The organism is Pseudomonas sp. Root71, assembly GCF_001429045.1.
Taxonomy (GTDB): domain Bacteria; phylum Pseudomonadota; class Gammaproteobacteria; order Pseudomonadales; family Pseudomonadaceae; genus Aquipseudomonas; species Aquipseudomonas monachiensis.
Genome location: NZ_LMHY01000005.1, coordinates 93,130 through 105,698 on the forward strand (window position 1 = coordinate 93,130; position 12,569 = coordinate 105,698).

At 59.9% G+C, this 12,569-nt stretch carries 11 protein-coding genes; 9 read left to right on the forward strand and 2 right to left on the reverse strand.

Features of this window, described 5'->3' with window-relative positions; translation table 11 throughout:
• Nucleotides 1-47: 47 nt before the first annotated feature.
• Nucleotides 48-968, reverse strand: a complete 921-nt coding sequence (locus ASD95_RS06655) for a LysR family transcriptional regulator (RefSeq protein ID WP_056726956.1) — start codon at nt 966-968, stop codon at nt 48-50.
• A 183-nt stretch (nt 969-1,151) separates the two neighbouring features.
• Between ASD95_RS06655 and ASD95_RS06660 the strand changes: the two genes are divergently transcribed.
• The 9 genes from ASD95_RS06660 to ASD95_RS06700 all read left to right on the forward strand — a co-directional run bounded on the left by ASD95_RS06660 (nt 1,152) and on the right by ASD95_RS06700 (nt 11,312).
• On the forward strand, nt 1,152-2,072 hold the full coding sequence (locus ASD95_RS06660) for a TauD/TfdA dioxygenase family protein (RefSeq protein ID WP_056726955.1): 921 nt from the start codon (nt 1,152-1,154) through the stop codon (nt 2,070-2,072).
• 134 nt (nt 2,073-2,206) lie between these two features.
• Nucleotides 2,207-4,567, forward strand: a complete 2,361-nt coding sequence (locus ASD95_RS06665) for a TonB-dependent receptor (protein WP_056726954.1) — start codon at nt 2,207-2,209, stop codon at nt 4,565-4,567.
• Nucleotides 4,568-4,825: 258 nt separating this feature from the next.
• On the forward strand, nt 4,826-5,635 hold the full coding sequence (locus ASD95_RS06670; RefSeq protein ID WP_056726953.1) for an energy transducer TonB: 810 nt from the start codon (nt 4,826-4,828) through the stop codon (nt 5,633-5,635).
• 44 nt (nt 5,636-5,679) lie between these two features.
• Nucleotides 5,680-6,405, forward strand: a complete 726-nt coding sequence (locus ASD95_RS06675; protein ID WP_056726952.1) for a MotA/TolQ/ExbB proton channel family protein — start codon at nt 5,680-5,682, stop codon at nt 6,403-6,405.
• A gap of 1 nt (nt 6,406) precedes the next feature.
• Nucleotides 6,407-6,808 carry an ExbD/TolR family protein gene (locus ASD95_RS06680; protein WP_007972930.1) on the forward strand — a complete coding sequence of 134 codons (402 nt, stop codon included), beginning with the start codon at nt 6,407-6,409 and terminating at the stop codon, nt 6,806-6,808.
• Between the two features lie 288 nt (nt 6,809-7,096).
• On the forward strand, nt 7,097-7,678 hold the full coding sequence (locus tag ASD95_RS06685; protein WP_056726951.1) for an alpha/beta hydrolase: 582 nt from the start codon (nt 7,097-7,099) through the stop codon (nt 7,676-7,678).
• A gap of 55 nt (nt 7,679-7,733) precedes the next feature.
• The gene (locus ASD95_RS06690; protein WP_056726950.1) at nt 7,734-8,663 is read left to right on the forward strand and encodes a sigma 54-interacting transcriptional regulator; all 930 of its coding nucleotides are present in this window, start codon (nt 7,734-7,736) and stop codon (nt 8,661-8,663) included.
• A gap of 239 nt (nt 8,664-8,902) precedes the next feature.
• Nucleotides 8,903-9,685, forward strand: coding sequence for a MetQ/NlpA family ABC transporter substrate-binding protein (locus tag ASD95_RS06695; RefSeq protein ID WP_056726949.1), 783 nt, complete (start codon nt 8,903-8,905; stop codon nt 9,683-9,685).
• Nucleotides 9,686-10,151: 466 nt separating this feature from the next.
• Nucleotides 10,152-11,312 carry an RHS repeat-associated core domain-containing protein gene (locus ASD95_RS06700; protein WP_056726948.1) on the forward strand — a complete coding sequence of 387 codons (1,161 nt, stop codon included), beginning with the start codon at nt 10,152-10,154 and terminating at the stop codon, nt 11,310-11,312.
• A gap of 35 nt (nt 11,313-11,347) precedes the next feature.
• Here the strand turns inward: ASD95_RS06700 and ASD95_RS06705 are convergent, their stop codons facing one another.
• Nucleotides 11,348-12,544: an AAA family ATPase gene (locus tag ASD95_RS06705; protein WP_056726947.1), complete on the reverse strand. Its 1,197-nt coding sequence runs from the start codon at nt 12,542-12,544 to the stop codon at nt 11,348-11,350.
• Nucleotides 12,545-12,569 lie beyond the last annotated feature (25 nt).

Genomic DNA, 12,569 nt, shown 5'->3' on the forward strand with positions numbered 1-12,569 from the left:
TACATTGATCAGTGTAGGAGCTGCCGAAGGCTGCGATCTCTTGATCTTCAAACAGCAACGGCCGTCTGCTGCCTGTCCACCGCCACCAACGTCTCGATCATCGCCCGCGCCGCCGGCGACAAACGGAATCCGGTGCGACTGACGATCCCGCACCGTGCATTCATGCTCTCGATGTTCTGCGGCAGGTTGCGCCAGTGCAGCAGCACCAGTGAACCCTGGGCGATGTCTTCAACAAACGCTTCTTCAGTCCCCACGCCAATCGCATTCGATTGCAGCACCACTTTCACCAGCGCCGGGAAATGTTCGGTCTCGATGCTCGGTGAAAAATCCACCCGCCCACTGAGGTTCGCCAGCAGTTTTCGAATGCCTGGCGGGATCATCGTGGTCGCCAGCGGGTAATCGAACATGTCATTGGTCGACAGGCTTTCCTTGGCCAGCAGTGGATGCCCCGGTCGGCAGAAAAACACACCGCGCTTGGGCGTCAGGGCCTGGGTCTGGAAATTCGGGTCGGACTCGAAATGGCGGATGTCGGCGATGAAGAATTCGATCTCCTCACGGCTCAGCGCACGGCTGAGTTTTTCCCAGTTATCCACCTCAAAGCAGGTGCGCACTTTCGGATGCGCGTTGATGAATTGCGCCACCGCATCCGGCACCAGTTTCACCGCCGGTGCCGGGCCACAACCGAAGCGCAGTTCACCGGCATCGAGCTTGGTCATCTGCGTCACTTCAGCGTTCAAGAGGGCCGCTCCCTGCACCAGGCTGCGGGCATGTTGCAGCACCACCAGGCCTTCGGGGGTGGGGCGCAAATCCTTGTTGCCACGGTCCACCAGAACACAGCCGAACTCATGTTCGAGCCCCTGGATGCTGCGGCTGAAGGCAGGCTGGGTAATGCCCATGGCCTCGGCCGCGCGCACGAAACTGCGGTGTTCGTCGAGGGCGATGAAGTAACGCAACTGGCGAAGATCCATATGCTTTTCCGGCATCCTAAAAATAGTTCGAAGGCATTTGCGACGAGGGTTGACTGAGGTTTTAAATGCAACCTCTTATTCCGTCAACGAAGCATGTAGATATCTATTAGATCTAAACAGAATATAGATAGAGCAGTGTTTCGCGGCCGGTTCAACCGCAAGCAGTCCGATGAGGGTTTACCCATGAGCAATGCCGCTTTCGCAGTACAACCTGCTGTTCACGCGCTTGAAATCCATCCGGTGGCCGGTCGCATCGGTGCCGAAATCCGTGGTGTACAGCTTTCGGGCGAGCTGGATGCCGCCACTGTTGAAGCCATTCAACAGGCACTGCTGCAATACAAAGTGATCTTCTTCCGCGAGCAGACCCAGCTCGACGATCAACGCCAGGAGGCGTTCGCCCACCTGCTCGGCGAGCCGGTGGCGCACCCCACCGTACCGGTGCGCGAAGGCACGCGTTTTCTGCTGGAACTGGACGGTGCCGAAGGCCAGCGAGCCAGCTCGTGGCACACCGACGTGACCTTTGTCGAGGCCTACCCCAAAGCTTCGATCCTGCGCTCGGTGGTGGCCCCGGCTTTCGGCGGCGACACCCTGTGGGCCAACACCGCCACTGCCTATGACGGGTTGTCGGTGGAACTGCGTGAACTGGCCGACAAGCTGGTCGCCGTGCACAGCAATGAATACGACTACGCCGGCAGCCGGCCCGATGTCTCGGCCGAGAAGCTGGAGCGCTATCGCAAGATCTTCACCTCGACCGTCTACGAGACCGAACACCCGGTGGTCCGCGTACACCCGATCAGCGGTGAGAAGAGCCTGTTGCTGGGGCATTTCGTCAAGCGCATCAAGGGCTATTCCCAGGCCGATTCGGCGCACCTGTTCGGCTTGCTGCAAAGCCATGTGATCCGCCAGGAAAACATCGTGCGCTGGCGCTGGAAGGCCGGTGATGTGGCGATCTGGGACAACCGCTCCACCCAGCATTACGCAGTGGATGACTACGGGACCCAGGACCGCATCGTGCGCCGGGTGACGCTCAAGGGCGAGGTGGCGGTGGGTGTGAACGGGCAGGTCAGCCAGACGGTGAAAGGGCCGGATATCGACGGCGTCTGAGCTGACGCTATCGCCAGCGGGCTCGCTCCCACACTGACCGTGTGAACACTGGAGATCCCCTGTGGGAGCGAGCTTGCTCGCGATGGCGGCCTGGCAAGCAACAAAGAATTTACTTTGATCGGGAACCCTGCCTTATGAGTCCGTTGCACGTCGCTTCAACCTCTTCACCCCAACGGCTCAAACGCCTGCCCCTCGCGCTATTGCTGGCCGGCAGCGCCAGTTGGACCCAGGGCTATGCGGCCGAAAGCGCTACCCCGGAAACCACCCCCGTTAAAACCGCCACGGCCGACAGCGCGCAACTGGAAACCGTGACGGTCACCACTCGCCGCCGCGAAGAAAGCTCGCAGGATGTACCAACGCCCATGAGCGTGGTCAGCGGCCAGACCCTGGAAACCCAACGGGTCTATCGCATCCAGGATCTGCAGCAGCTGGTGCCTAGCGTCAACGTCGCCTACATGCATGCGCGCCAGTCCAGCGTGTCGATCCGAGGCCTGGGCAATAACCCGGCCAGCGATGGCCTGGAAGGCAGTGTCGGCCTGTACATCGACAACGTTTACCTGGGCCGTCCCGGTATGGCCGTATTCGACCTGATGGACATCGAGCAGCTCGAAGTGCTTCGCGGTCCGCAGGGCACCTTGTTCGGCAAGAACACCACCGCCGGGGTGATCAACATCAGCACCCGCGCGCCGACCTTCACCCCTGAACGCAGCATCGAATCTTCGGTGGGCGAGGACGGATACTTCCAGACCAAAGGTACGATTTCCGGCCCGTTGAATGACGAACTGGCCGGACGTTTTTCCGCGTATCGCACCCGCAGCGATGGCGACATCAAGAACGAATTCGACGGCCACGATTTAAATGGTGGCTCCCGCGAAGGCTTCCGTGGGCAGTTGCTGTTCAAGCCCAACGAGTCATTCAACCTGCGCTGGATCGGCGACTACAACGAGGAAGATTCCAGCGCCGGCACACGTGTGCTGTACAGCACCGGCCCGACCATCAATGGCACCAACCTGTATCAGACCCGGGCCAACGCGGCGGGCGCGACACTGGTTGACGGCACGCACCGCAAGGTCAACCTGAACAACGAACAACACGTCACTGTGCATCAGGGCGGTACCTCGGTCGAGGCCAACTGGACATTGCCAAGCGACTTCACCCTGACCTCTATCAGCTCCTATCGCTGGTGGAATTTCACCCCGCGCAACGATGACGGCCTGAACGTTACCGCCTTCTACAACGCTGGTGTTTCGGTGGAGGATAAGCAGTACTCACAGGAGTTCCGCCTGGCGTCGCCTACCGGTGGATTCTTCGATTACGTGCTCGGCGCCTACTACTTCGGTTCCGACCTGGACAACAAATCCTTCACCTATTACGGCCCGCAAGCGGACATCTGGAGCGGCACACCCAACGGTGCGCTGAACAACATCGACAGTGTTGGCAACGGGCATATCGAAACCAACAGCTTTGCGCTGTTCGCCCAGGGCACCTGGCACCTGAGCGAACGCCTGGACTTCACCGCCGGGCTGCGTGGCACCTATGAAGAGAAAAACGCCAATGTCACGCGCGATGCACCGGTCGGTGGCGTTGCGGTAACCGGTGCGGCGGCCGCGGCCAGACGCGGTCGTGCCGGCGCATACGATTCCGGCGATCTGAATCAGTACAGCTCCAGCCCCTCGGGTTTGTTGAACCTCAGTTACCGCCTCACCGACGACCTGCTCACTTACGCCACCTTGTCCCATGGCGAAAAGTCCGGCGGGGTCAATCTGGCGGTGGGCACGGCACCGGTTGCCGGTGCCGACTCGCTGCTGATCGGTACCGAGCGCGCCAACAACGCCGAGCTCGGTTTCAAGAGCACCCTGTGGGACCGTCGCCTGCAACTCAACGCCAACCTGTTCTGGACCCAGGTCAATGGCTACCAGACCAACGCCTACGACGACGTCAATCGCGTGCAATACCTGACCAACGCCGGTTCCGTGCGCTCCCGTGGCGTGGAGTTCGAAAGCACCCTGATCCCGCTGCGTGGCCTGACGCTGAACATCAACGGCTCGTACAACGACGTCAGCTACCTCTCCTACAAGGATGCGCCGTGCCCGCCGGAAGTCAGCCTGGCGCCGGGCGCTCCAGCGTCCTGCGACCTCAGCGGCCATCAAGTGGTGGGTGCTTCGAAATGGATCGGCAACGCCAACGGCGAATACAAATGGAACCTGAGCAACGGCTTCGAAGAGTACGTCACCGCCAGCTATGCGTTCCGCTCCAAAGCGGTGGGCACGGTGGAAGATTCGGACTTCGGACAGATCCCGAGTTATGCGGTGGTCAACCTGTCCACCGGCCTTCGCGGCGACTTCAACCAGGGGCAGTGGGACGTTTCGCTGTGGCTGAAAAACGCCTTCGACAAAACCTATTACACGACGCTGTGGACGGCCGCCAATGGCGGTTATGAAGGCCTGCTCGGCACCCCGCGGACGCTGGGCGTGACCGGCCGATATGACTTCTGACGGCGAAAAACCATGCCTTGGATGAATACTTTCAATGCGGGCAAGGCATCGGTTTTTCCACGCTACGCCGGAGCCCTTGAACGGCGGGCTCTGGCGGTGGATTGATGGTTTATATATTCGCTTAAGGTCTAAACATAAGTTTAAACATTACTTTCAGAACTAAGCGTTCAAGCCAATGATTGCTCTACCGGGACGTCGTCGGGGGATGTTCAGTACGACGTTCCGGTAGTCCGCAAAGAGACCGCAGGGAGTTAAACAATGGGCAATGTCCAGACCGCCGCCAGCGCCCATGAAGTGCTGTGGCGCCAGGCACCCGGTGGTGAGTTGGTCGACCTCGGCCGACCGCACCGGGTGCCCTTGGGCCAGTTGCGTTTGCAGCGTGCGCCCAAAGACGTCCTTCGCCGACGAGAAGCGATCGTGCTGGGCGTGCTGGCGTTGCTGGTGCATGGCGCGGTGATCTATTGGGTCAATCAGCAACCGACCACCGTGCTGCCCATCGTGCCACCGGAGATTCCGCCGATGACCATCGAGTTCTCGCGTCCGGCGCCACCGGTGGTCGAGCCGCCGCCACCGCAACCTGTCCAGCCTGTGGTGGAGCCGCCTCCTCCCGTGGAAGACGAACTGGCGGTGAAACCACCTCCACCGAAGCCGGTTCCCAAGCCCAAACCGGTGGCCAAACCGTTAGTGAAACCGGCGCCAAAAGCCGTTGAACAACCACCTGTGCCGCCACAACCGGTAGCGCCTGTCGCGGCCCCGGCGCCACCTGCACCTCCAGCGCCCGCACCTGTGACACCGGCCTCGGCCACCGCCGGTTACTTGAAAAACCCGGCGCCGGAATACCCGTCGCTGGCCCAGCGTAAAGGCTGGGAAGGCACGGTGTTGTTGCGCGTGCATGTGCTGGCCAGCGGCAAGCCCGGCGAGATCCAGCTGCAGAAAAGCAGCGGTCGCGATGCACTCGACGAAGCGGCGCTGAACGCGGTGAAACGCTGGAGTTTCGTGCCGGCCAAGCAAGGTGATGTCGCCCGGGACGGCTGGGTCAGCGTGCCTATCGATTTTAAGATTCATTAAACCGAAACCAAATTCGCGCGAAACGTTTACACGAGGAATACACCATGACGTTACTGGCATCTCCACTTGAATCCATCGAAAGCGCGGTGATCTGGCTGCTGGTGGTTTTTTCCGTCGCGACATGGGGTCTGGCATTGCTCAAGGGCGTGCAGTTCGCTCGACTCAAGTCACAGGATCGAAAGTTTCATCAACAGTTCTGGGCGGCTTCGAGCCTCGACTCGGCGGCGGAGCTGAGCGAAACCAGGCCAGGGGCGGCAGCCCGGGTTGCACAGGCCGGTTATGCGGCCATCCAGGTGGGCGAGACGCCGCAGGCGGCGGACTTGAGTCAGGCGATCAATCATCAGGATCGTCTGGAGCGTGCCTTGCGTCAGCAGATCGTGCGTGAGCGTCGGTCGCTGGAAACCGGGTTGGCGGTGGTCGCGAGCATTGGCAGCACCTCGCCGTTCATTGGTTTGTTCGGCACGGTGTGGGGAATCATGGAAGCGTTGAAAGGCATCAGCGCGGCGGGCTCGGCAAGTCTTGAAACGGTCGCCGGGCCGATTGGCGCGGCACTGGTCGCCACCGGCGTCGGGATCGCCGTCGCGGTGCCGGCGGTGTTGGTTTACAACTATTTTTTGCGTCGTTTGAAACTGACGGCGGCGGACCTGGATGACTTCGCCCACGACTTCTACAGCCTGGCGCAGAAGAGTTCGTTCCGTGTGCTGATCCACCCGACGGCGCACAAGGCGGTAGCCCAGGGCAATGCGCAGAAAGTGAAGGAGGCGTCCTGACATGGCCTTCTCCACGCAAGACACTGACGAGGTGCTCAGCGAGATCAACGTGACACCGTTGGTGGATGTGATGCTGGTGTTGCTGGTGGTGTTCATCGTCACCGCACCGCTGCTGACCAACGCGATACCGATCAACCTGCCCAAGACCGAAGCGGTGGCGCCGGTGGAGCAGAAAGACCCCTTGGTGGTGAGCATCGACGGTGCCGGCAAACTGTTTATCAACAAGGACGAGATACAACCGGACTTGCTGGAGTTCAACCTCAAGTCGGCGAAGGCCAAGGACCCCGAGGTGCGCGTGCAGTTGCAGGCGGACGATGGGGTGAATTACGGCGAGGTGGCGCGGGCCATGGCGTCGATTGAACGGGCAGGGATTACCAAGTTGTCGGTGATTACTGCGCGTTAACAGATTTTCGTTTTCCGGGGCCGTCTCCTTGGCAGGGTGCGGCCCTTTTTTTTCCTCGATTTCAGCAGCACCACTAATCCCCTGTGGGAGCGAGCTTGCTCGCGAATGCGGCGTATCAGTCGACATAAATATTGCCTGACCGGACGCTTTCGCGAGCAAGCCCGCTCCCACAGTCGATGGTGTTTATATTCGATATAGATCTTAACAAATAGCTTCTTATTCCTTAACGAATATAAATCCTCTCCCTATACTCGACCGGGAACAGACACGCAGCAGGAGAGCTCCCCCATGCGCAACGAATCAATTCGCTACCTGATTGTGCCGGGCTGGCAAGGATCGCCAGAAGATCATTGGCAAAGCCACTGGCAGAACAGCCTGCCGAACAGCGCACGGGTGGAACAGGCCGACTGGCTGACGCCGCGCCGTGAAGACTGGGTCGCGGCGCTGGCCGAGGCGATTGCCGTCGACAGCACGCCGGTGATTCTCATTGCCCACAGCCTGGGCTGCATCACCGTCGCCCATTGGGCCGCGAGTGCCCCCGTGCAGTTTTTGCGTCAAGTGCGCGGCGCCTTGCTCGTCGCGCCGGCCGATGTCGAACGCCCGGCCTGCGCGCCGGCCTTGCGCAATTTCGCGCCGATCCCGACGGATCTGCTGCCGTTCCCCAGCCAGGTTGTCAGCTCCGACAACGACAGCGCCGTCAGTGCACCACGGGCCTTGGAGCTGGCGCGTAACTGGGGCGCCGAGGCGGGGATTCTGGCGGGGGCGGGGCATATCAACGTGAAGTCCGGTCACCAGCGTTGGGAGCAGGGTTTTGCCTACCTCTATCGACTGCAAAACCGCATGGAACACCACGCCCTGCGCCGCGCTTGAACACTTTCCTTATTTAACGCCCCCGTCTCCCGGCGGTTTTGGGCGGGAGTCTGCCATGAGCTTCGAAACCTTCGGCCAGCCACTGCTGACCTTTCCCGATGCTGAAAAAAGTCCCCTGAGCATCCGTGCCAAGGCGCTGGTGTTTGTCGATCCACGGTCACGGCAATTACGTGAAGACCTTGAACAACTGGCCACGCGTTCAGTGTCAGTGCTTATCCGTGGCGAAACCGGCACCGGCAAGGAGTTGCTGGCCCGCCATATCCACCGCGCCAGTGATCGCGGCGGGTTGTTCGTCTCGGTCAACTGCGGGGCCATCAGCCCGACCTACGCCGACGCCGAGTTGTTTGGCTATGCGGCGGGCAGCTACAGCGGCTCGGCGAGCAGCCGCGCCGGGTGGTTCGGTTCGGCCAACGGCGGCACGTTGTACCTGGACGAAATCGGCGATTTGCCGTTGCCGATCCAGATCAAATTGCTCGCCGCGCTGGAAAACCACGAAGTCACCCGCGTCGGTGCCCAGCAACCGAGCCCGGTGGACGTGCGACTGGTGGCGGCCACCAGCATCGATCTGGCCCAGGCGGTTGCCGCCGGAAAATTCCATGAACGGCTCTATCACTACCTCAGCGAAGGCCAGCTCGAACTGCCGGCGCTGCGCGAGCGCACGGGTGACATCCTGTCGCTGGCCGAATACTTCCTCGGGATCTACAGCCAGCGTCTCGACTTGCCAGTGCCGCTGATCAGCGAAGCGGCGCAGCTGGTGCTGGAACGCCACAGTTGGCCGGGTAATACCCGGGAGCTGGAAAACATTATTCACTTTGCACTGCTGGTGAGTACGGGCGACGAGATTTTGCCGGAGCATTTGAACCTGTCGGAGGCGTTGGTTTCTTTGGGGCAAATTGAGCAGCAAATAAAGTATGTCTTTTCCAACGGTACGCCTGAGGAGCGTCAGGCACTGAAGCAATTGCTGCTTACGACCGGGCTTTTGTAGGAGCTGCCGCAGGCTGCGATCTTTTGATTTCCGGCGGCCTCAATGCCATCAAAGTCAAAAGATCGCAGCCTGCGGCAGCTCCTACGTGAACAAAATGGAATATGAAGCTGAATAAACGTTATTGTTCGGGAATAAAAAATCCCGGTATTGTCCGCTTCACGCCAGCGATAGCACTTCACTGGCACTCTCATATTCAAGCCGTCGCCACAAGCGACTGTGATTTTCGATAAGGACACTGCATGAAAAAGGTTCTGTTGTTCACCGCACTGGCGGCTGCCCTGACCACGGGTCTGGCCCAGGCTGGCGAGAAGCTGGTGGTTGCCGCGACTCCGGTGCCACACGCCGAGATCCTTGAGCTGATCAAGCCAACCCTGGCCAAAGAAGGCGTGGACCTGGAAATCAAGGTTTTCACCGACTACGTTCAGCCGAACGTGCAGGTCGACCAGAAGCGTCTGGACGCCAACTACTTCCAGACCCTCCCGTACCTGAAGAGCTTCAACGAAGGCAAAGGCACTCACCTGGAAACCGTGATCGGTGTTCACGTTGAACCCTTCGGCGGCTACTCGAAGAAAATCAAAACCCTGGCTGAACTGAAAGACGGCGCGACCATTGCCATCCCGAACGAAGGCAGCAACAGCGGCCGTGCCCTGATCCTGCTGCAGAAGGCTGGCCTGATCGAGTTGAAAGACCCGAAAAACGCCGTGTCGACCCCGAAAGACATTGCCAAGAACCCGCACAACTTCAAGTTCAAGGAGCTCGAATCGGCCATGTTGCCGCGTGTGCTGGATCAGGTCGACCTGGACATGATCAACACCAACTACGCACTGGAAGCGGGCCTGAATCCGGCGAAAGACGCGCTGATCATTGAAGGTGCCGATTCGCCTTACGTGAACTACCTGGTGGCCCGTCCGGACAACAAGGACAGCGTCGCCATCCAGAAACTGGCCAAGGCCCTGACCAGCCCGGAAGTAAAAGCATTCATCGAGAAGAAATACAGCGGCGCGGTATTGCCGGCGTTCTGATTCGCGAAGCAAACCCCTTTAAGGTTTCAAACGCCGACGGCTGATTTAGCGTCGGCGTTTTTTATGTGTGCTGGTTTTATGCTCCGCAACCCAGCGGGAGCAAGCTCCCTCGCCACAAAAAACAACTCCGGGGGCTGCTGTAACCTTCAAGCCGGCTTGGTCTTCAAGGCCCTGCGCAACGCCATCAAGAGTTTCACAATGTCCTGCGGATCCAGCCGTTGCGGCGGTTGTACGTCTGCCATGTTCTCGTCCTTGTGAGGTTTTGGCCGGGAGTCTGGCCAAAAGTGGTTCGTCCTTGGAGCAGCGTTTCGAAAAAAAGATCCTTCCTACGGTGTAAGGGAAAGTAGCTGTCCTCTCTTGTCTGGGCAAACCCGGGCGTCAGTTTTCTCCCTGCACTAACAGTTCTGCTAGGTGCCGGCGTATTCAAACGGGTGCAAACTGCTTCCCTCGCCGGGAGTTGACCCTCATGAGCGCATTGACTCACCCCCTCAATCGCTACCGCTATGATGCCCTGGACCGGTTGGTCGAACTGGAGCCGTCGGAGCTGGAAAAACTGACCCGTTTCTACTGCGGCGAACATCTGGTGACGCAACTGAAAGGTCAGGGTGGGCGCTGTGTGCTTCAACACGACAGGCAACTGCTGGCAGTGCAATCGTTTGACGGCGTCGAGCGCAACAGCCAGTTGCTGGTCACCGATCAGCAACGTTCGGTATTGCAGTTGGCCGGACCTGACGGAGTTGTGCGCCAGGTCTACGCGCCCTACGGTCATCGGCGGCTCGAAAGTGGTCCCGGCAGTTTGCTCGGATTCACCGGCGAAGCGCTCGATCCGGCCACCGGTCATTATCTGCTGGGCAACGGGCATCGGGCGTTCAACCCGGTGCTGATGCGCTTCAACAGCCCGGATGGCCTGAGTCCGTTTGGGCGGGGTGGGTTGAATCCGTATGCGTATTGTTTAGGCGATCCGGTGAATTTCAGTGATCCGACTGGGCGGTTCGTCAATGTGCTCAAGATATTCACCAGCGGCGCAGGCCTGTTCAGTTCGCTCATCACGCTGAAGCCCTCTGTACCTTTTAAAGTTGCTAACCAGGCTTTGGCGAATGGAGCCGCATTTCGAGCAAGTCCTAAGCAATTCGCTGGTGCAACGGCCTCCGTTACCGCCGGAATCATGGGGGTTGGAGTGGCTGCGACAGGTTTGGCGAGCACCATTATTGCTGCGATTGACCCTGAATCTCCGTTGATCACACCGTTGGCTTTTGTATCCGCAGCACTGGCGACCGGTGCTGTTCTGGGCAGGGTGGGTTCGGCCTGGGTTGGGCGCGATCCAAAAGCCATCGCTGGGTTGAAGGCACTGGGTGAAAAACAATCAGGTGTGAAAGGTATCGCGGTATCCAGGAACCCGAGGCCCTCGAGCATTTCGTTACAGCGAAATCATGGGCCTTCTGCACCCGATTTATCACAGTTCACTCCAGTGCCTTCCGCACCGTCACCTAGACAGTTTGATGTACGACCTTTTGACTGGATGACACCAGAAATCGATGCTGTGCTGAACAAGCTTGGTGGTAAAGCACCATTGTTCGACTTCGGTTCGTCGCGGCGTAGTTCCATAAGCAGTATTCGCAGTACTTAGCTCTGTAAATCCTACTTCTGGAGGTTTACTTGACTTCAATCCGGCCAATACCACGCCGGCTCATCCAGCATCCGCTGCCCGACAATCCCGGTTTGCCCGAGATTCTTCTCCAGCACGATGCAATTGCACTCCGGGTCTTCCTGCAATGCCGAAATCAAGCGCCTGGCGTGGGAAACCACCCACACCTGACACTGCTCTGAAGCACGGATAATCAAGCGTGCCAGCGCCGGCAGCAGGTCCGGGTGCAGGCTGGTTTCCGGTTCGTTCAGCACCATCAACGTCGGCGGTCGTGGCGTCAGCAGCGCCGCGACCAGCAGCAGGTAACGCAATGTTCCGTCCGACAGCTCGGCGGCCGACAGCGGCCGCAACAAACCTTCCTGAAAGAACTCGATGGCGAAGCGCCCGCCAGGCAGTGGTTCGATGTTCAGTCTGGCGCCGGGGAAGGCGTCGCTGATCGCCGTCCGTAAAGCCTCGGGATCACCGATTTCGATGATCGTCTGCAAGGCCGCCGCCAGGTCGCGTCCGTCGTGGTGCAGCACCGGCGTGCGGGTGCCCAGTTGAGGTTGTCGTGCCGGGGCGTCGGCATCGCTGCGAAAGTGATCGTAGAAGCGCCAGCGGCGGATGAACTCGCGCATTTCCAGCACTTCCGGTGAGCCGCGCAGGCTGCCGACCTGATCGAACAGGCTGTCGAAAGTCGGTGTGTGCTGCGCCAATACATCCCACTTGCGATCGGCGCGGGCGCGGATCATCGGGCCGTCACGATCGACCAGCAGACTGGCCGGGCGATAGAACGCCCCGGCCCACAGGCATTCGCGTTTGATCTGCGGGTCGAGGCTGAAATAAGACGGTATTGGCGAGTTGCGCCCGGGGAGCATGAAATGGCCATTGGAATCGGGCAGGCCGAGGCTGATCGAGTAGCCGAAGTCCTCTCCCGCAAACCCCAGTCGAAGGCGTTTGACGCCCTGACGCACGGTGGGCTCGATAGCGACTTCGCCGGTGCGCATGCGCCGGGAGATGTTTTCCGGCCCGGCCCAAAAAGTCGAATCCAGGCCTCCTTCACGGGCCAGGGCATTGACCACGCCGCCGTGGGCGGTTTCCGCCAGCAGGCGCAGCGCGCGGTACAGGTTGGATTTGCCGCTGCCGTTGGGACCGGTGATCAGATTCAGGCGGCCCAGCGGGATCACCAGTTTGTTGATCGAGCGGTAATTGGCCACGGCGAGAGTCTTGAGCATGTGGGTTCCTGAGGCGGGATCGACC

Coding starts and splice junctions, on each gene's coding strand:
- ASD95_RS06655 (WP_056726956.1), bottom strand. CDS start 968: ATGGATCTTCGCCAGTTGCGTTACTTCATCGCCCTCGACGAACACCGC.
- ASD95_RS06660 (WP_056726955.1), top strand. CDS start 1,152: ATGAGCAATGCCGCTTTCGCAGTACAACCTGCTGTTCACGCGCTTGAA.
- ASD95_RS06665 (WP_056726954.1), top strand. CDS start 2,207: ATGAGTCCGTTGCACGTCGCTTCAACCTCTTCACCCCAACGGCTCAAA.
- ASD95_RS06670 (WP_056726953.1), top strand. CDS start 4,826: ATGGGCAATGTCCAGACCGCCGCCAGCGCCCATGAAGTGCTGTGGCGC.
- ASD95_RS06675 (WP_056726952.1), top strand. CDS start 5,680: ATGACGTTACTGGCATCTCCACTTGAATCCATCGAAAGCGCGGTGATC.
- ASD95_RS06680 (WP_007972930.1), top strand. CDS start 6,407: ATGGCCTTCTCCACGCAAGACACTGACGAGGTGCTCAGCGAGATCAAC.
- ASD95_RS06685 (WP_056726951.1), top strand. CDS start 7,097: ATGCGCAACGAATCAATTCGCTACCTGATTGTGCCGGGCTGGCAAGGA.
- ASD95_RS06690 (WP_056726950.1), top strand. CDS start 7,734: ATGAGCTTCGAAACCTTCGGCCAGCCACTGCTGACCTTTCCCGATGCT.
- ASD95_RS06695 (WP_056726949.1), top strand. CDS start 8,903: ATGAAAAAGGTTCTGTTGTTCACCGCACTGGCGGCTGCCCTGACCACG.
- ASD95_RS06700 (WP_056726948.1), top strand. CDS start 10,152: ATGAGCGCATTGACTCACCCCCTCAATCGCTACCGCTATGATGCCCTG.
- ASD95_RS06705 (WP_056726947.1), bottom strand. CDS start 12,544: ATGCTCAAGACTCTCGCCGTGGCCAATTACCGCTCGATCAACAAACTG.